Source organism: Sorangium sp. So ce145, from assembly GCF_051525985.1.
GTDB lineage: Bacteria > Myxococcota_A > Polyangia > Polyangiales > Polyangiaceae > Sorangium > Sorangium cellulosum_B.
On sequence record NZ_CP150315.1, the window covers coordinates 3,990,044 to 4,009,781 of the forward strand.

Sequence of the window (19,738 nt, forward strand, 5' to 3'; positions counted from 1 at the left end):
CGAGAAGCCCCACGCGAGCCTGGTTCATCGCCATCCCTTCCGAAGTCCGTGCGATGCGAGCGATCGATCGCCCAGGTAGTACAGCTTCCTAACTACTCGAATTCATTAAATAATTCGGTCAACCGCCAAGCCCGACGGACTATATCACGTCGAAAATAAAAGGATCAACAACCAAATCCTTTTGCCACGGACGACCGGCGGCGTCGCAGAGGGGACCCGCCGGGTGGACACGCGGCGAGCGGCAGACTCGCTGCACAATCACCGCGGGCTCGGATCGCCGGTGTGCCTGCGCCGAGGGCGCGACGGTGGTGGCGCCTGACGGGTTCAGCGGCACAGGCGCGGCGTGCTGAGACATCGGAGCCATCGCCCGTTGGTTGGACCGGTGTCGAGCCGCGCGATTGGGTGGTGAGGAGAGATCGAGCGCCGCCGGCGCTCACGCCGCGACCGCGCTTCAGGCGGCCGCGTCTTCGGAGCCGCTGGCGCGGCCGAGCATCGCCTCGACGAACTCGTCGGGCTCGAACTCGCGGAGGTCTTCCGCGCGCTCGCCGATGCCGACGTACCGGACGGGCAGCCCATGCTCGGCGCAGATGCCGAGGATGACGCCGCCCTTGGCGGTGCCGTCGAGCTTCGTCAGCACGATGCCGGTGATCGGCAGCGCCTCCTTGAAGAGCGCGGCCTGCTGCATGGCGTTCTGGCCGTTCGTCGCGTCGAGCACGAGCAGCGTCTCGTGAGGCGCGCCCTCGAGCGCCTTGTTCATGGTGCGCGCGACCCGGGACAGCTCCTCCATGAGGTTCGTCTTCGTGTGCAGCCTGCCGGCGGTGTCGGCGAGCACCACGTCGGCGCCGGTGTCCTTCGCCTTCTGGATCGCGTCGAAGATCACCGCGCCGGGGTTCGCGCCGTCCTTGCCGCGCACGACCTCGCAGCCGACGCGCTTGCCCCAGACGTTGAGCTGCTGCACCGCCGCCGCGCGGAACGTGTCGCCCGCCGCGAGCACTACCGTCCGGCCCTCGGCCTTGAGCTGCGTCGCGAGCTTGCCGATCGTGGTCGTCTTTCCCACGCCGTTCACGCCGACCACCATCACCACGGTGGGCTGCGCCTTCAGCGGCAGCCCGCCGCCGGCGCCGACGCGCAGGATCCGCTTCGCGTGCTCGCGCAGCGCGTCCCAGACCTTGTCGGTGTCGGCGAGCTCGTTCCTGCTGAGCGCCGACCGGATCTCGTCGAGGAGGAGCTCTGTCGTCTTCACGCCGACGTCCGAGGTGAGCAGCACCTCTTCGATCTGCTCGACGACGTTGGGATCGATCTCCTTCTTGCCGGCGAACAGCGCCTTCAGCCGGCCGAAGAACCCCTCGCTCTCCCGCACCTTCGTGAGGCCTTTGCGGAGCCCCTCGATGTCTCGCTTGCGCGCGGCCGGAGGCGCGGTCTCCCGCGCTGGCTTGGCGGTCGGCTTGATGGCCGGCGCCTCGATCGCGGGCGCGATGGGCGCCTCCGCGACCGCGGGCTCGGGCGCCGCCGGCGCAACGGCGGGCGGCGGCGCGACGGGCGCCTCGACGGGGGCGGGCGCCGCCGGCGGCTCCTCCTGCGGCGCGGGCTCCTTCGCCTTCGCCGGAGGAGCTTCCTCGGCCGGAGGCTTCTTCTGGGCGCGCGGCTTCTCGGTCGGCTTGTCCGCCGGCTTCTCGGAGGGCTGCTTCGCCTTCTCCTGGAGCTTCTTCGGTTCGGGGGGCGCTGCGATCTCCGGTGGCGGCGCCTTCTTCGTGACGAAGTAGACGATCGCCGCCACCACGACGAGGCCGACGATAATTAGGGCGATTTCCACGTTGGCGTTCTCCGGCGAGGGAGCCGACTATATGGGACGCACCCCATACGTCAACGTGCGGTCGCGCGGGGGCGCGATCCGACCAGCGAAACGGCAGATCGGCGCGGCGACGGGGCCGGCGCTCCGCGGGCCCCGTCGCCTGGCTCACGGGGCCAGCGGCGAGGCGCCCGGCTTGGGCTCCGACGCCCCGAGGTCCTGCTCGATCCGCTCGTCCACGGGATCGGGACCGAAGGCGGCGTGCTCGATCCGGCTCGCCCAGAGCTCGACCTCGCGCTGCTGAACCCTGCTCGCCACCCGGCGCACGTGCCCGGGCGTCGGCTCCGGCGGCCCTTCGAAGGGCGCTCCCTGGCGCCGCGCCCAGCGCACGAGGCGATCGAGGACGGCACGGCGCCGCGTGACCAGCGCGATGCCCAGCTTGCTCGGCGACGGGAGCGCCTGCTCATGGCTGCTGTGCGTCGGCGCGCGGACCACGAGCCTCGCGTCGCTCCGGTACGGCGCCTCGATCGAGAACTCGCCGACGTCGTCGGTCAGCGCGCGGGCGATGACGCCGCTGCCGTCGAAGGCGGGGACGACGATCACGAGCTCGGCGCGCGCGATGGGCGTTCCGTCATGCGCGTCGGCGACGGCGCCACGCCAGCCGGTCGCGCCCTCGAGCGGTCCCATGACGCGCACGCCGGCGCGGCCGGGCGGCGCGACGGGCCGCTCGTCGCCCGCGCGCGTCGTTGCGGCGCGCTTCGGCGCCCGCCGCCAGCCGCCGAGCACCCAGCCCGCGATGGCGAGGACGGCGGCGCCGAGCGCGATCTGCCGCCACGCCCCTGGGCCCGCGACGGGCACGTCGATCGCGAGCTCCGCGCCGGGGATCCACCACGGAGAGGCGGGCACGTAGCGGAGCGAGATCGGGACCGTCCCCGCTCGCTCGGCGGTGAACGCGGCGATCACCCGCGCCTTGCCGCCGATCACGGTGGCCGCCCCGACGGGCTCGCCCGCGCGCAGCGCCTCGACCACGCCGCCCTCGACCGGGCCGCGGGACGAGCGCACCTCGACGTCGATCGGCACGCCGTCCTCCGCGCGCGCCGGCTCGACAGGATGCGACAGATCGAGCGTGACCTGCGCGTACCGCACGACGCTCTGGCTGACGCTCGCCTTCGCGAGCGTGGCGGTTCCATCGAAGCGCGCGCGCAGCACGCCCTGGCCGGCGCCGTCGAGGCGCTCGGTCGGGAGCTCGAAGCGCGCGCGGCCGTCGCCGCCGGTCGGAGCCTCCGCGAGCCGCGCGCCGCGCTCGTCCTCGAGCACGACCGGGAGGCGCTCGCGCTCGAACGGCGCGCCGCTCCCCACGCCGCGCGCGCCGCTGCGATCGAGCCGGAGCGCCACGGTGACGTTCACCGTCGGGCGATCGAGATCGACCGCGTCGACCGGCGGATCGAACCGGAGGATCACCGGCGCGAGCGGGGCCGCGTGCGCCTCGATCGGGATCTTCGCCTCGACCGCGTCGTAGAGCTTTCCCCCGGCGAACCGGATGCGCAGCGTCGCGTCCGCGAGCGGCGCGCGCCCGCGGAGGCAGAACCCGCCGCGCTCGTCTGTCGCGATCACATAGCCGCCTTGCGAGGGGCGGGGCTCGCGGGCGCGCGCTGTGCCGTCGGCCGCGCACCCGTCGACCGCCGGCAGGACCGCGGGGGCGCCGGCGCTCGTGAGGGCGTCGATGGAGAGCGGCGCCTCGGCGATCGCGCTCCGCGCGTCGTCGACCACGCTTCCGCGCACGACGAACCCGTCGGGCTCGGTCCATGCGACCGCCTCGATCTGCGCGCTTCCGCGCACATGGATGCGGAGCGGCGCACCTTGCGTCTGCGCGTGCGCCGCGTGCGCCGCCGCGAGCGCCGTGGCCGCGAGGAGCGCCCACGGCAGGCATCGTCTCAGTCCGTGCATCTCCCGAAGGCCTCCGGCGAGCTCCTCGTCATGGTCGCGCATTATCCGTCACGCCGACGCGGCACGGGCAAGGGGGAGCTGCCGAAGCCGTGCCGAGCCCGCGCTCGCCCGGCGTCTGCTGCGCGAGCGCGCGAGCGAGCGAGCGGCGAGTGCGGACGTAAGCGGACGTGAGCGGACGTGCACGCGAGCTCGCGGCAGCGCGTCGGGTCGATGGCGGCAGCGGTGGGTAGATAAGCGGATGGTGAAGCCGTGTTCGCCGTGAGCCCAACATGGTTCACGCGTTGAAGCGCCGCGGGCAGGCCGCGTCAAACCGTCCAGTCTGGTCGCAGCGAGGAGCGAGCGAATGCAAGGCAAAAGTGCGAGCGTGTGCGCACCAATTTTCGGGTGTAGACCCGCTGATCCGATCGCCACGGCGGCGATGCGCTCGTGTATCGTCGGACGTGGAATGCGTCGGCCCTTTTCAGTGCTCGTGTTGCTGGTTGTGACGCTTGTACTCTCGCTGATACCCACGAGGCTCTACGCGGATCAGCGCACGAGCTACCTCGCCGACCAGCTCAGGACCAACGAGGACTATCGCGTCCGCACGCAGGCGGCGCTCGCGCTCGGCGCGTCGGGAGACGACGCCGCCACGAGGCCGCTGTGCGACGCGCTCACGGACAGCAACGCGTCGGTCAAGGTCGCGGCGGCCGCGGCGCTCGGCAAGCTCGGCAAGCCCGCGGGGCTCGCGTGCCTGGAGCGCGCCGAGGGCCGCGAGCAGACGCCGGCCGTCAAGTCGCAGATGCAGAAGTCGATCGCGGCGCTGTCCGCCGGCGGCGGGGGCGGCTCGGCGGCGCCGCCGCCTCCGGGCGCGGACACGAAGTACTACGTGGCCATCGAGATCACGAACAAGAGCGGCCGCCCCGAGTCCGAGATCGAGCCGCTCGTGCGCGCCGCGATGCAGTCGAAGATCCTCGCGAAGGGCGGCTACGCGGTCGCCCCCAAGGGCGAGACGGTGGCGCAAGGCAAGAAGATTCTGAACGGCAAGAAGCTGAAGGGCTTCTATCTCCTCGCCACGGTCGAGCCCGCCGTGTACCAGGGCGGCAACCTCACCCAGGTGGTCCGCGTCAGCATGTGGACCTATCCGTCCAAGTCGCTCCAGGGGGAGTTCGCGCCGAAGCTCACGCAGAGCGGCACCCCGAAGAAAGACGTCCAGAGCGAGAACATCCTGATGAAGATGTGCGTCGAGAACGCCGTCGACACCTTCCACAAGGTCGTCGCCTCGCTGTGACGCACCTTCGCTGCTCGATATTGGCTTTTCCAGTGCCTCACGACCCTTGTCATCTCCAGCCAGCTTCGAGGATCCCATGAGCGACGCTTCCAGCACGGCCCCGCAGACCTCCGCGCCGGAGGTCAGAGCGCGCTACCAGCGGAGCGCGCGGAACTACCTGCTCGACCAGAACTTCCAGCTGAAATACACGGGGTTCCTCGTGGGGATCAGCCTTGCGCTCTCCGTGGCGCTCGGGATCCTCCTCTGGAACGCGAGCTCGAAGATCATCGAGCAGAGCCGCAGTGCGGTGCAGCAGGGACAAGAGACGGTCCGTCAGGGGCAGGAGACCGTCAAGCGCGGCCAGGAGGTGCTCGTCCAGAGCCGTCGGGTCAGCGAGGTCGTCGCGATGAACATCGCGAAGGAGTACAAGGATGACCCCGAGCTCGCGAAGACGTTCGGCGAGGCGGCGCAGCGCGACGAGAGCAAGCTGAAGGACGAGCAGGCGCGGCTCGAGCGCGACGCGGCCACGCTGCAGCAGCGGGCGGAGGCGCTCGAGCGGCAGGCCGCCGAGGTCGCGGACAACCAGCAGATGCTGCTCCGTCTCATCGTCGCGCTCCTGTCGTTGCTCGTCCTCGGCGTCGGCGTCGCGGGCATCGTCTTCACGCACAAGATCGCCGGGCCGATCTTCAAGATGAAGCGGCTGCTCCGTCAGGTCGGCGAGGGCAAGCTGATCGTGCGCGAGAAGCTCCGGAAGGGCGACGAGCTCCAGCACTTCTTCGAGGCGTTCGAGAAGATGGTCGAGGACCTGAGGGCGCGCCAGCAGGGCAAGATCGCCAAGATGGATGCGATCCTCGAGAAGCTCGAGGCGGGGGCGCGCGCCGAGAAGGGGACGATGGAGATCGACCCCGAGGGCCTCTCCCAGCTGAAGCGGCTCCGCAGCGAGATGCAGGAGCAGCTCGACGCGTGATCGAGCCCGCGCGCGCTCGATCGACGTACGCGCCGTCCGAATCCAGCCCGAAATCAAGCCAAAAATAAGAAACATCAGGCCGCGCGCTCCGGACCCCTCCGGCCCTAGCGTCGCCGCGCGGTGCTCGCGCGCACAGGAGACGGGTCCAGATCGGCGTTTTCGGCACGGAGGCGTACTTCAGTACGCCGAGTACCGAAAACGTCGAGATGGGCCCGTATCCGCAGCGCGCGAGCACCGCGCTAGAAGGCGGCCTTGATGATCTCGACCGTCGCTTCGCCGCTCGGGAGGAACGTCACGGACGCGGCGTCGAAGCGCATCCGCTCCACGCCGCGCACGCGCGAGAACGTGGCGCGCCAGAGCCGCTCGCCCGCTCGCCGCACGCGGGCGCGCTTGCGCGCGTCGATGCTGTCGAGGGCGCGGACGTACGAGCCGGCGCCGCGCGTCCGCACCTCGATGATCGCGATGACGGGGCCGTCGCGCGCGACCACGTCGATCTCGAGCCGCCCGACCCGCGCGTTGCGCGCGACGATCTCCACGCCTTGCGCGGCGAGGTGAGCGACCACCGCGTCCTCCGCGCGCGCGCCGAGCGCTCGCCGCGCGTCGGCCGCCGGAGCGCCGGCGGACCCGATCGCGGTCCGGCTCGTCGCCGAAGCCGCCGGCGCGCTGCGCGTCACGGTGCGCCCGGGCGGCGGGCCGTCGTGTGAGCCAGAATCGTCGCTGGGAGGGAGGGAGAGGGAGGTGCCGGCCAGATCGGCCGTCGTCGGGCGAGGGCTTCGCGAGCCGCGACGGCCGGTCACCCGACGCCTAGAAGCCTTCGCACTGGTCCGAGTTGGCGCGGCCCTGCACGTCGCCGCAGGCCCCCTCGTTCTCGAACTGCGTGTTCTGCTTGATGCAGTACTTGCCGGTGATGTTCGGGTCCCCGAGGCCGACGTTCGGCCGGATCTCCGAGCAGGTGAAGCCCTGCGGGCACTCGCAGAAGTTGAAGTTCGGATCGTCCGGCTCGCCGTCGGCCACGCCGCACCGGCACGAGCAGTACACCGCCTGCTGCGCGTTCCGGTTCGAGGTGGCGGCGCACTGGCCGCACACGGGCGACGCGACCTGGTCGTCGGTCCCCGGCACGCAGCAGGCTTTGCCCTCGTTCTCCGCCGCCGACTTGGTCGGGTCCTGGCAGCCGGTGAAGCCGTCGCGGCAGAGGTAGAGCTTGCAGACGCCCTCCTCGCACTTCCAGCCGGTGCCGGGGCAGTCCGCGTCGCCGCCGCAGCGACAGAAGGCGCCCGCGGGGTCGCACATGCCGCTGAGGCACTGGCTCTTGCCGCCGTCCGGGTTCGACGGTTCGCAGTCGGGCGCGTACGTCCCCGACTCCTCGCAGTCGCTGCACCCGGCCTGCCCGGGTGTGCACGTCGCGGGCGCTTCCTGGCCGAGCGGGCAGCTCACGCGCCCCTGGAAGTGGTTCACCAGGCAGATCCGCGTCTGGCACTGGAAGGATCGCGATTCGATGTTCTCTTCCGTCACCTTGAAGCCAGCGAACTGCGAATCGTACTCGTCTTCAGGCAGACACGGGTCGCCGACGCCGCCGCTCTCGCACGCGGAGGGCAGGCTCGCCATTGCGACGACGCTGAGCAGGCCGAGCAGGCCGGACAGAATGGAACGGGTCATCAGAACGTGCTCCTTCGGCGGCGGTGCGCGCAACCGCTTCGGCAGAGGCGCGCGGACGGGAGGCAAGAAAACGCTCAAGTCGAGGTGCTCAAAGGCACAACGTCAGCGGTTGGACCCTAGACGAAGCGCGCCTCGAGCGTCAACAGCCGGATGGGGCGCGCCCGTCCACGTCGCCGAGGTGGGCGGGCGCCGCCGGTGCGAGGCGTTCGACCCTGAGCGCGCTGGTCCCTTGGCAGCGGGCGGTCAGGCTGCCGCCTGGGCGGCAACAGTGCGGCAACAGTGCGGCGACAGCGCGACGTGCGACGATCGCGCTTAAGGAAGCGAGCGCGCCTCCGTTCGATAATTCCACCGTCGACTCCTACGCAGTGCGCAACCCCAAGGTCGACCCGGCGCCCGGTGTCTCAGGACGGGAATGCAAGAGGGGGCCCCTCGCCCGGCATCGCTTGACAAGCTGCGCGCCACAATCCTACCATCCCCCGCCACACGCAAGTATCCGTTGATTCTCATTGAACTTTTTGGTTCCTGACCGAGCTGCCTCGGGGGTCTACGGCGCGCGTTCTCCGTGTGTGGAGCCGCGAACGGGGCGAAGGGGCCACGATCTTTACGTCGCCGAAAGCGAGGAACGACGATGCGGAACCGGGTGGCGAGTATCTGCCTTGTAGCTTCTGCCCTGTTGCTATCCCCCGCCGTGGGGCATGCGCAGCCCGGCAAAGGTAAGCCCGTCGCGGCTGAAAAGGCGGACGCCAAGGGCGACAAGAAGCCCAGCAAAGAGGTCAGCGCCGACGAGGATGCGGGCCCCGTGACCGCGGGCCAGATGACGGAGGAGGCGGCGCAGGGCAAGCGGCTCTTCGACAGCGAGCGGTGGAGCGACGCCGCGCGGCAGCTGAAGCGCGTCGTCGACGGCGACACCGGCGATGACGAGGGCAACAAGCAGATCGCCCAGTACCACCTCGCGATCGCGCTCTACCGCCTGCAGTTCTACCAGGCGAGCTACGCGATCTTCTCGCAGATCGCCGACAAGCCGAACCACCTCAAGTTCAACGAGACGCTGCTCTGGCTGTCCAAGCTCGCGACGCAGCTCCCGGAGCCGGCGGACATCATCGAGCGCGTCGGCAAGTACAAGACCGAGCAGATCGCGCGCTTCAACAACCCCCAGCAGCGCGACCTCTACTGGCAGCTCAACTACCTGCTCGGCCGCTACAAGTACCGGAACCGGAACTACGAGGAGGCCATCAGCCTCTTCGCCAAGGTCGACCCGAACAGCAAGTACTACGTCCAGGCCCAGTTCTTCAGCGGCATCTCGTACGTGCAGCTGCGCAAGTCGGTGCCGGCTGTCAAGTCGTTCCAGCGCATCGTCCAGGCGATCGACGAGGGCGTCGAGGGCCTCGAGGACGAGGCGCGCATGCGCGACCTCGCGTTCCTCTCGATGGCGCGCACCTACTACTCGGCCTCCGTCCGCCTCGACGACAACAACGTTCCGACGATCGACGCCGCGAAGCTCTCGGCCGCCGTCAAGTACTGGAACCGCGTCGACGTCGCGAGCGAGTACTGGCTGGACAGCCTCTTCGAGCAGTCCTGGGCGTACTTCATGGCCGGGCTGTACCCGCAGGCGCTCGGCAACATCCACACGATCGAGTCGCCCTACTTCCCGAACTCGTTCTATCCCGAGGCCGACATCCTGAAGGCCGTCGTCTCGTTCACGATCTGCCAGTACGGCGACGCGACCACGATCGTCGCGAAGATGAAGAAGAAGTACGAGCCGATCAAGAAGGACCTCGAGTCGATCCTGGTGCGGTACCAGGGGGAGGGGAACGAGGAGCGCTTCTTCCAGTTCCTGAAGGACGTGGGCGCCGGCAAGGGCGACATCCCGCCGAGGGTCCGGCCGATCGTCGAGAACGCGCTCTCCGACCGCCAGCTCCGCCGCAACATGGAGTACGTGCGCATCCTCGATGAGGAGGCGGATCGATTCAAGAAGGCGCCCGCCAACTTCCGCAACTCTCCGGTCGGCAGCGACGTGACCGACGCGCTCGAGTTCGCGAGGAGCCTCGCGATCCGGAACGCCGGCACGCTCGGCCGGGAGCGCTACCAGCGCAACCTCGACGAGCTCAACGAGCACCTCCGCGACTCGTCGAAGATCCTCATCGACATCACCGCGGCCGAGAGGAACAAGCTCGATCAGCAGGTCGTCAGCGGCCAGCTGTCGAAGGAGGACGCGCTCACGTACGGCGTCGTCAAGCCCGACGACGAGCACGTGCTCTGGCCGTTCGACGGCGAGTACTGGCGCGACGAGCTCGGCTTCTACCGGCAGGTCGTGACGTCGAAGTGCAGCAAGTGAGCGAATTCATCATGGTTGGCCCCGCGGCCGGAGGTCGCGGGGCAGGCAGCGCTTCCTCACGGGGGTCCGTGGCGGAGGGACGGAGATGGAGATGAAGCAGTCGAAGTTCGGTGTACTGCATGCGCTCCGCGCGGCGGCGGGTACGTTGGCCGTGGCGGCGTGCGCGGTCACAACGAGCCCCGCGTCGGCGGCCGACGCGTGCATCACGCAGCCGGCGAAGGATGCGATCGCCGCCTGTCCGGGCGGCAAGCTCCAGGTGTCGGCGGGCAAGAAGCCGCAGGTCAGCTTCAAGTCTGCCCCGCAGGGGATCCAGCTGAAGAAGCGCGATGACCTGACGAAGCCGACCAATCCGACGGCTTCACAGGCCTCGGCGCAGCGCGACGAGCGGCGAAATCGCCTCGCCCCGAAGGTGAGGAGCCTGCTGGTGACGGAGATCCAGGGGCTCGAGGGGCTGTACTCCTCGACGCCGAAGAACGCGCCGGACCGGCCGAAGCTGATGCGGCGCCTCGCCGAGGGCTACGTCGAGCTCGAGTCGGCGGCGTTCCGCGACAAGACCGAGGGGCAGATCAAGGCGGACGAGGCCAAGCGGAAGAACCCGAAGGCGGTCGCCGGGATCCGGGCCGAGGTCGCCAAGGCCGACAAGATCCTCGTCCTCGCGCGTAAGCAGGCGATCAAGTACTACACGGACCTGAAGACGCAGTATCCGAAGTACTGCCAGAGCACCAACGCGGCCGACCCCGCGAAGAGCACGGGCTGCACGGACGAGGTCCTCTACTACCTCGCCTACGAGTACGAGCAGGCCCAGCAGCTCGAGGACGCTCGCAAGGTCTACTTCGAGCTCATCAAGAACTGGCCGAACTCGAAGTACATCCCGAACGCGTACCTCGCCTTCGGTGAGCTCTTCTTCAACGAGGCGCAGGGCGACCCGTCCAAGTGGGACCTGGCGGAGCAGTCGTACGTCAAGGTCACCCAGTACCCGCCGCCCGAGAACAAGGTCTGGGGCTACGCCCACTACAAGCTCGGATACGTCTACTGGAACAAGGGCGACTTCGCCCGCGCCATCAGCGAGTTCAAGAAGACGATCGAGTACGGGCAGCAGTTCCAGCAGATGCCGAACGCGGCGCAGCTCGCGGTCTCGGCGCGGCGCGACATCATCCCCGTCTACGCGCTCGCGGGCGACCCGCGCAAGTCGCACGACTTCCTCCGTCCGCTCAGCGGCGACGCGAGCGGCAGCTCCGAGAAGACGTTCAAGATGATGGACGACCTCGGGCAGAACTACCTCGACACCGGTCACTACAAGGAGGGCATCGAGCTCTACACCGACCTGATGACCCGCGATCGGGGCCCGAGGTACTGCGTCTACCAGGGGCATATCGCGGAGGCGACGCTCGCCATGAAGTCTGGCAACAAGGACCAGATCATGGGCGAGCTCGGGCGCCAGCTCGACGTCCACAACAAGTTCCAGGGCGAGGGGCACCCGGCGGACGCCAAGCTGAAGTGCTCGAACATCACCGCCGGTCTGCTGACCGAGACGGCGATGGCCTGGCACCTCGAGGCGGTGGGCTCGGGCGGCGTGCGCGGCACCGGCGACAAGAAGACGATGCAGCTCGCCGCGCAGCTCTACGACAAGGTCGTCAACAACTTCAAGCAGGAGCAGTTCGCCAAGTTCGAGTTCCCCCGCATCCTGAAGGAGGACTGGCCGAACATCTTCAAGATCAAGTACGCGATGGCCGACCTTCTGTACTTCCAGAAGGACTGGGCCAAGTGCGGTCCCGCGTTCGACTCGGTCGTGGCCGAGGACCCGAACGGGCCGCAGGCGGCTGAGGCCGCGTACGCCTCGGTGCTCTGCTACCAGAACATCTACACCGAGACCCACAAGGACGGCTCCGACAAGAAGGGGTCCGGCAACCTCCCCGACGGGGGGACGGGCAAGAAGGGCGACAAGAAGGCGGAGAAGGCGAAGTTCCAGCCGAAGGACTTCAGTGACAGCCAGAAGGGCATGATCACCGCCTTCAACCGGTACGTCTGCTACATCAAGCCTGCGGCCAACGACAAGGAGGCCCAGGAGCAGTACGTCGAGGTGAAGTACGCGCGCGGCCGCACGTACTTCGAGGCGCAGCACTGGGAGGAGGCCGCGCTCGCGTTCCGCGACGTGGCGCTGAACCACGCCGACAAGGAGGTCGGCATCTACGCGTCTCAGCTCTACCTCGAGTCGCTCAACGTCCTCGGCGCGAACATGGATCCGCCGCGTCCGTCTTGTTACGACGACATGGCCGCGGATGTGCCCAAGTTCATCGACCTCTACTGCAAGGGCGGCAAGGAGAAGGAGAACGCCGAGCAGTGCGGCATCCTGATCCGCATCCAGCGCGACATCGAGCGCCTGCGCGCGCAGAAGCTCGTCGAGGCTGCTGACGCGGCCGGCGGCGTCGAGGCCCTCAAGAACTATGAGAAGGCCGCCGTCGCCTACATGGACATGTGGAAGAAGTACGGCGAGGCCGCCTGCGAGGCGAAGCAGCCTGCGTGCGAGAAGAGCGAGGAGATCCTCTACAACGCGGCCAAGGCGTTCCAGGCCGCCCGCCTCATCGCCAAGTCGATCTCGGCCCGCAAGATCCTGCTCGACCCGCGGTACAACCTCCACAACACCGAGCTGGCGAAGACGTCGATCTACGAGATCGGCGGCAACTACCAGGCGATCGCGGTCTATGACGAGGCGGCGAACTGGTACGAGCGCTACGCCCGCGAGAACCCGAAGGGGGAGAAGGCCGCCGAGGCGCTCCAGGACGCGGTCGTGCTGCGGCTCGGCCTCGGTCAGGAGGACCAGGCGATCAAGGACGCCGACCTCTTCAACAAGAACTACGGCAAGGCGAAGCCGGCGCAGACGGCGCAGATCGCGTTCGCGATCGGCGCGCACTACATCGACCGCGAGGACTGGGATCAGGCGCGCCGGCGGCTGTCGACGGCGATGCCGCAGATCGATCGCAACGCGACGTTCGACGTCCAGGTGCAGGCGCACGCGATGTATGCGCGCGTCCTGCTGCAGACGAAGAGCGTGACCCCGGCGAACGGCGAGTACAACAAGGTCCGCGGCTACTGGAAGGACCCCGCGGCCGCGCTCAAGAAGCTCGACGCGATCGGCGGCGAGGAGCCGGAGAAGCTGCGCCGGCTCGGCAAGGTGCTGACCGCGGTCGGCGAGGCCTACTTCCACTTCGCCGAGCAGAAGCGGAAGGACGTCGATAAGATCAAGTTCCCCGAGTACAAGGGCTCCGGGAACCGCGAGGACGTCCTCAAGCACATCAACACCAAGGTCGCCGACTGGGTGAAGAAGAAGCGCCCGGCGATCGAGGCAGCCGACGCCGAGTACCAGAAGATCCTCAAGCTGGAGCCGACGCCTCCGCCGAAGTGGGTCATCGCGGCCGGTGCGCGCGTCGGTCAGATGTGGGGCAAGTTCGTCGCCGAGTTCCGGGCCGCGCCCATCCCGAAGGAATGGAAGGGGCACGGCATGGTCCCGGGCACCGACGTCTCGTACGACGAGATCCGGGGTGAGTACTACTCGCGCCTCGACGAGGCGAGCGAGCCGCAGAAGCAGATGGCGAAGGGCGCGTTCAAGACCTGCCTCGACCTGTCCGTGAAGTACCAGTACTTCGACGACTACTCGCGTACCTGCGAGGTGTGGCTGTCGAAGAACTACGGCGCCGAGTACCACCTCATCGACGAATTCCGTGGCTCGCCGTCGCGGGTCAACTCCGGCATGAGCGAACGCCCTGCGCCGCTGAACCTCGACGGGACCCCCTTCCGAGAAGCGCTGACCGCGACCGACAAGCCGGCTGCGAGCAAGGACAAGGAAGAGGGCGAGGACAAGAAGGCGGGCGAGGACAAGAAGGCGGCGCCGGCGGCGGCTGGCGCGTCCAAGGAAGGCTCGGCGCTCGATCGGGCCACGACCCGACCCAGGAAGTGATGGAGCGAAACATGAGAAGCATCACCTCATTGGCAGCGGTTGCGGTGCTCCTTCTGGCCGCGACGGGTTGTGGCGGCGGCAGCACCGGCGGTTCGGCCCAGGGCGCGAAGGACCCGACGACGGGCAAGACGATCACGGACAGCAAGGGCCAGGCCGTGTCGGTCGAGGCGGCCAACAAGTTCAAGACCGCCATGGACGCCATGGTCCAGCACGACAAGGCTGGGGACTGGTCCGAGGCGACTTGCAGCTCGACGGCCCAGCTGTTCCTGGACGCGGCGGACCAGCAAGGGGACACGACGTTCGCCGAGGCCATCTACAACGCGGGGCTCGCGTACCAGCGTTGCAAGAAGGACTCGGAGGCGAAGAAGCACTTCACGCAAGCGCTTCAGAAGAACCCGAAGTTCCACCCCGCGCGGGTCCAGGTGGCGCTCTACAACCTGGCGGAGTCGGGCGAGAGGAACCTCGATGCGGCGATCAGCGAGATGCGCCAGGCCGCCGTCGTCGATGCTCAGTACAAGAACGTCGAGGCGCTCGTGCACCTCGCGCTCCTGTACATGAAGCGCGGCAACCAGGTCGCGGACAACGATGGGCCCAACGACTTCCAGCGCGCGAAGCGGTACATCCAGAGCGCGCTGGCCGTCGATGACGCCTTCATGCCCGCGTTCAACCAGCTCGCGATCTACTACCTGGAGACGGCGAAGCAGAAGGCGGGCAGGAAGACGGGCAAGGCGGTCGCGACCAACGTCAGCAAGCAGAAGAAGGTCGACACCCAGGCGCTGGAGCTCGCGGCGCTTGTCTGCTCCCAGGCCATCCGCAAGAACCCCAACTACGCGCCGATCCACAACACCGCGGGGATGATCCAGGTCGAGCTCGCGAACCTGAACGGCGCCGTGCAGGAGTTCAACCTCGCGAGGAGGCTCGATCCGACCTTCTACGAGGCGCAGATGAACTACGCGGCGGTGAACCTCCAGTTCCGCGGGTTCCAGCAGGCGGACGAGGCGTACCGCGCGGCCCTGAAGATGCGTCCGAACGACTACGACGCTCATCTGGGCCTCGCGCTCGCCCTGCGCGGTCAGATCGACGACGCGAACTTCGACAGCATGGTGGCCGCCGCCAGCGCTGAGCTCGAAGCCGCCAAGAAGGTCGCCCCCGAGCGCGCCGAGACCTACTACAACGAGGCGATCCTGACCCAGGAGTACAAGGCGAAGTCGGGCGGCAAGGGGGCCGAGGGCGCCCTCATGTCGGCGAAGGGGCTGTTCGGTCAGTTCATCCAGAAGGCGGGCGCCAGCGCCGAGTTCGCCGACGCGGTGAAGCGGTCGAAAGAGCGTATGAGCGAGATCGACCAGATCATCGCCTTCAACAAGCAGACCGAGGCCGAGCGGAAGGCGGCCGAGGCCGACATGAAGACGAAGGAAGCCGAGCAGGAGGCAGCTGCCGGGAGCGAGGGCGAAGGGGGCGAAGCGACGACCCCGGCCCCGGCTCCTGCCCAGTAGCGGAGCCTCGTCCCGCGCGCCGTCGAGGCGGGGTGCAGGTTCGTGTGGCACGGGCTCAGCCGCTGGGCAGGCGAGTGAGGCGTACAAAGGTACGCCGCAGCGAGCCGAACGACGCGGATGAGCCCGTCGCGCACGAAGATGCGCCCCGCCACAGCGGACGTCGCGATCGGTCCGGGTCGCAAGGAGGGTGAGCGAGGGATACGGTAGTATTCCGGACGAGCTCGACGGGCGGGGCGGACCGCGTGGCGGTGCGACAGACAACGGCACCTGGAGCCCCCTTCTCTCGCTGCACGAAGCTGCATCAAGGAGAAGGGGGTTCGCTCTTTTTCGTCTTCGTCGCAGCTCTCTGGGAACCTTGGGTGGAATCGGTTGTCGAGGCGTGTGTGGGTCGTGCTCTCCGACGCCTCGATAGCATGCGAAGCTGGTTGACCGGCCGCCGCGGAAGGCGGTACAATGGCACTGTAACCGAGTCGAAACATTGTGAGGAGGCTGGAATGAGAGGGTTGACCCGATTGGGTGCGGGAGTCGTGGCTGCCGTTCTTACGAGCGTGGTCGCCTCATCGGCGTTCGCGCAGGGAGCGGCTCCTGGCGGTGGGAAGAAGGACGAGGGGTACGGGTACGAGTTCTCGGACGATCCGCTGAACGCCGGCGGGTTCGGCCCCAACGACGCCACCATCCGTGTGCGGCCCGGCCCTGTCCGGACGACGCTGATCAGGCCCCGCACCTCGTTCGTTCCGGAGATGCTCAAGTCGGTCGAGAACCTCTGATGTGACGGGCAGGTTTGGCACCTGCCCTATCGATTTACCCCCCGGTGCTGGGGGCGTGCGCCGCGCGGCGCATAGGGAAGGCTGGCGGAGATGGAAGGCAAGCAAAGGGTCGCTCTCACATTTGCGCTCTACCAAAACGATGCGCTCGTCCGCCGGGAGACGATCACCCAGGATATCGTCAAGGTAGGCAAGGACGCGAAGAGCCATCTGCGTGTCGATGACGAGCTTGCCTCGCGCATGCACGCGGTCATCGAGGTCGCCTCCCCGCAGGACATCACGCTCATCGATCTCGGCAACGAGCCGGGCACGATGGTGAACGGGGCGCGTGTCAACAAGTGCAAGATCAGCCCAGGCGATCAGCTCCAGATCGGCGGCACGAAGATCATGCTGGAGCGCGCGGAGCCGGTGGCGGTTGCCGCGGCCGCGGGCCCTGCGAAGCCGGTTCCCGCCAACCCGTTTGCGGCGGCGCCTGGTGGGAACCCGTTCGGCGCTGCGGCGCCCGGGAATCCGTTCGCGGCCGCTCCGCCAGGGAACCCGTTCGCCGCGGCCGCCGCGGGCGGGGCGGACCCGTTCTCCTACAACAACCCGTTCGCGCAGTCGGCGCCGGCCGTCGACGAGGTGCCCCCGGACGCGCCCGAGGGCTCCTACACGTACACGCTCGTGAAGAACGGGCCGGACGTGCCGAGCGACGAAACCGAGGTCCCGGCGGCCTCCGTCGAGATCATGATTCTGTGGGATGCCGCGGTGCTCCACGTCGCGCACCTCACGCCGCCGCGCTCCTTCTACGTGGGGGAGGAGGCGGGGAAGAACTTCAAGTGCGACTACTTCATCCCCTCGGAGAAGCTCGGCACGACGCGGGCGCCCATCATCCTCGCGGATCGCTCCGGCTCGGTCTCCGTGGTGCTCCTGCCCCGCGCGACCGGCACCATCGAGATCCCGGGTAGGCCGAAGATGACGGTGCAGCAGGCGATCGATCAGGGCCTCACGCAGCCGTGTTCCGAGCTCTCTGGCGCCTATCAGATGGCGCTTCCGTCGGGCGGGAAGGCGAAGGTCGAGATCGACGGCATCGTCTTCCAGGTGTCCGCCGTGAACGCAGGCAAGGTCGTGGCCGGCCACCTCCAGCTGGACACGCAGAGCCTGCTGTACACGGGCCTCTCGATGGCGGTTCACCTCGGGCTGCTCGCGGCGATGGCCTTCTTCATGCCGCCCCTCGGCGATACCGGCGAGGACGGGATCTCCGCTGACCAGCAGTTCCTCATCCAGCAGTACCTCGCGGCGGCCGCCGAGAAGGAGATGGAGGAGAAGGAGACCGAGCAGGTCGCCGAGAACGCGGCGGACAACAAGGAGGGTGGCACCGGTACCCGCGCCAAGGGTGAAGAGGGTTCGATGGGTAACCCGAACACCAAGGCCACCGGCAACCGCTACGGCGTCCAGGGGCCCGCCGACAACCCGGATCCGCACATCGCCCGCCAGGCCGCGCTCCGCGACGCCGCGGAGTTCGGCATGATCGGGCTGCTGAACGCCGGCGCCGGCGGCGATCCGAACGCGCCGACCGCGCCGTGGGGACGCGACGATTCGCTCGGGAACGATCCGCTGAGCGCCCGCGGCAACATGTGGGGCGATCAGATCGGCGACTCGTTCGGCGCTGGCGGCCTCGGTCTCTCCGGCATCGGCGAGGGCGGTGGCGGGCGCGGCGAGGGCATCGGCCTCGGCTCGATCGGCACCATCGGGCACGGCGCCGGCACCGGCACCGGCCAGGGCTTCGGCTCCGGCCATGGCCGCCTCGGCGGGTCGCATCGCACCAAGCCGCCGCAAGTGCGCATGGGTGCGACCAGCGTGAGCGGCCGTCTGCCCCCCGAGGTCATCCAGCGTATCGTCCGCCAGAACTTCGGCCGATTCCGGCTCTGCTACGAGAACGGGCTCAGGAACAACCCCAATCTGCAGGGCCGTGTCGCGGTGCGCTTCGTCATCGGGCGCGACGGCGCGGTCTCCAACGTGGGTAACGGCGGTTCGGATCTGCCCGATAACGGCGTGGTTTCCTGCGTCGTTCGGGCGTTCTACGGCCTGTCGTTCCCGCAGCCCGAGGGCGGTATCGTCACGGTCGTCTACCCGATCATGCTCAGCCCCGGCGGCTGAGCCCGCCTCGCCGCTCGGTTCGAGCGAACGCCCCGCACGCGAAGTGCGGGGCGTTTTCCGTTTCAGCGCTGGATGTGGCCGGATGCGGCCGGCGCCAGGCGCGGCCAGGGGTCTGCGGCGAGCGCCGTGGGGTGGCCAGCTCGGCGTCCGCCGCGCGGGGTGGGGCGGGGGCTCCGCGTGGAGGCGCTGCAGCGAGGCGCATGCGCGGGGTCTGAAGCCCTGGACTTCCGCGGTTGCCTCCGCCTATTCTCGCGTCGCCGCGCGAGGTTCAACGCGCGCCACCTCGGGACGCTTGTGACGGTGCCACACGGAGCGGGGCAGCCCGTCTCCTAGATTGCTGACGGAGCGGCGCAGCCGTCTCCGGGATGCTGACGGAGCGGCGCAGCCGTCTCCGGGATGCTGACGGAGCGGCGCAGCCGTCTCCGGGATTGGGGACGGAGCGGCGCAGCCGACTCCGGGACGTTTTGAAGAGGGGCGACGCGACGCCCAGGTCACTCAGAGGCCGGCGATGCCGGGGCCATTCGAAAGGTGAGCGAGATGAAGCTTGGGGCATTCTTGATGGTTGGCCTGGTCGCGGCGAGCGCGGCAGGCCTGGGCTGCAGCCGCCATCGCCAGGAGGCCGTCATCCTGGCGAATCAGGCCGACAAGGAGGTCGCCGTCAACCCCGACGGTGCGGCCAACAAGTACGAGCAGGCGACCAAGCTCGACCCGAACAACCACCGCATCTTCTTCAAGCTGGCGATGGCGCACAAGAAGCAGGAGTCGTGGGACAAGGTCGCATCGACGCTGGCTCGCGCCACGCAGATCGCCCCGAAGTTCGCCAACTACTGGTTCGAACGGGGGTGGGCGCTCGAGCAGCAGGCGAAGAAGAAGACGATCTCGTACGAAGAGGCCAAAGAGCCGTACCAGAAGTGTATCGAGAACGACCCCAACTTCGCGGATTGCTACTCCCAGCTCGGGAACGTCTATCTCTGGACGGACGACGAGCAGAAGGCGCTCGAGAACCTGACCAAGGCGATCGAGCACAATCCGAGCGAAATCCGCTACTACGCGGCGCTCGCCGACCTGTACACCCGTCTCGGGTACACGAAGGAGGCCGAGCAGGTGCTCAAGGAGGCGAAGTCGTTCGCGAAGCCGGGGGACAAGTACCTCTTCGGCGTCCACAGCCTGCTCGCGTCGGTCTACCAGGACCGGGGGTCCACGGCGGAGATGGTGTCCGAGCTCGAGGCGGCCAAGGCGGTGGCGCCCTCGGATGGGCCCGAGTCGGTGCAGATTCTCTGGAGTCTCGGGAGCACCTACGCGACCCTGGATCCGCCGCGCAAGCAGGAGGCAATCCAGATGCTCAAGGGGTTCACCACGCGCGCCTGCAAGGGATCGAAGGCGGCGAGCTTCAAGACCGAGTGCGAGACGGCGAACACGCTCGTCGCGCGGCTCGGCGGTCAATAGC

The 19,738-nt window shown here is 68.5% G+C and carries 12 protein-coding genes; 8 read left to right on the forward strand and 4 right to left on the reverse strand.

Features of this window, described 5'->3' with window-relative positions:
• Positions 1-451: 451 nt before the first annotated feature.
• Both ftsY and WMF34_RS15205 read right to left on the reverse strand, forming a co-directional pair.
• On the reverse strand, positions 452-1,813 hold the full coding sequence (ftsY, locus tag WMF34_RS15200) for a signal recognition particle-docking protein FtsY (RefSeq protein WP_437993727.1): 1,362 nt from the start codon (positions 1,811-1,813) through the stop codon (positions 452-454).
• A gap of 144 nt (positions 1,814-1,957) precedes the next feature.
• Positions 1,958-3,736 carry a carboxypeptidase regulatory-like domain-containing protein gene (locus WMF34_RS15205; protein ID WP_437993728.1) on the reverse strand — a complete coding sequence of 593 codons (1,779 nt, stop codon included), beginning with the start codon at positions 3,734-3,736 and terminating at the stop codon, positions 1,958-1,960.
• A 481-nt stretch (positions 3,737-4,217) separates the two neighbouring features.
• Here WMF34_RS15205 and WMF34_RS15210 point away from each other — a divergent pair, with 481 nt between their 5' ends.
• Both WMF34_RS15210 and WMF34_RS15215 read left to right on the forward strand, forming a co-directional pair.
• Positions 4,218-5,003 (forward strand): HEAT repeat domain-containing protein, encoded by a 786-nt coding sequence (locus tag WMF34_RS15210; protein WP_044968514.1) that lies wholly within the window; start codon positions 4,218-4,220, stop codon positions 5,001-5,003.
• A gap of 76 nt (positions 5,004-5,079) precedes the next feature.
• Positions 5,080-5,949: a HAMP domain-containing protein gene (locus tag WMF34_RS15215; RefSeq protein WP_012235542.1), complete on the forward strand. Its 870-nt coding sequence runs from the start codon at positions 5,080-5,082 to the stop codon at positions 5,947-5,949.
• A gap of 239 nt (positions 5,950-6,188) precedes the next feature.
• On the opposite strand, the gene WMF34_RS15220 is transcribed toward WMF34_RS15215, so the two are convergent.
• Both WMF34_RS15220 and WMF34_RS15225 read right to left on the reverse strand, forming a co-directional pair.
• On the reverse strand, positions 6,189-6,623 hold the full coding sequence (locus WMF34_RS15220; RefSeq protein ID WP_049876262.1) for a YraN family protein: 435 nt from the start codon (positions 6,621-6,623) through the stop codon (positions 6,189-6,191).
• A gap of 130 nt (positions 6,624-6,753) precedes the next feature.
• Positions 6,754-7,605 (reverse strand): hypothetical protein, encoded by an 852-nt coding sequence (locus tag WMF34_RS15225; RefSeq protein ID WP_012235544.1) that lies wholly within the window; start codon positions 7,603-7,605, stop codon positions 6,754-6,756.
• A gap of 673 nt (positions 7,606-8,278) precedes the next feature.
• On the opposite strand from WMF34_RS15225, the gene WMF34_RS15230 reads away from it, so the two are divergent.
• The 6 genes from WMF34_RS15230 (at position 8,279) to WMF34_RS15255 (ending at position 19,737) form a co-directional block, all read left to right on the forward strand.
• The gene (locus tag WMF34_RS15230) at positions 8,279-9,940 is read left to right on the forward strand and encodes a hypothetical protein (RefSeq protein WP_157906685.1); all 1,662 of its coding nucleotides are present in this window, start codon (positions 8,279-8,281) and stop codon (positions 9,938-9,940) included.
• Between the two features lie 91 nt (positions 9,941-10,031).
• Complete coding sequence (locus WMF34_RS15235; protein ID WP_231864849.1) at positions 10,032-13,895, forward strand: tetratricopeptide repeat protein; 3,864 nt, start codon at positions 10,032-10,034, stop codon at positions 13,893-13,895.
• Between the two features lie 11 nt (positions 13,896-13,906).
• Complete coding sequence (locus WMF34_RS15240; RefSeq protein WP_231864850.1) at positions 13,907-15,388, forward strand: tetratricopeptide repeat protein; 1,482 nt, start codon at positions 13,907-13,909, stop codon at positions 15,386-15,388.
• Between the two features lie 527 nt (positions 15,389-15,915).
• A complete protein-coding gene (locus WMF34_RS15245; RefSeq protein WP_157906686.1) occupies positions 15,916-16,155 on the forward strand; it encodes a hypothetical protein in 240 nt (79 codons plus the stop codon).
• 90 nt (positions 16,156-16,245) lie between these two features.
• Entirely contained in the window at positions 16,246-18,291 is a 2,046-nt protein-coding gene (locus tag WMF34_RS15250) for an AgmX/PglI C-terminal domain-containing protein (RefSeq protein ID WP_012235549.1), read from the forward strand.
• Between the two features lie 537 nt (positions 18,292-18,828).
• Complete coding sequence (locus tag WMF34_RS15255; RefSeq protein ID WP_231864851.1) at positions 18,829-19,737, forward strand: tetratricopeptide repeat protein; 909 nt, start codon at positions 18,829-18,831, stop codon at positions 19,735-19,737.
• Position 19,738: the final 1 nt, after the last annotated feature.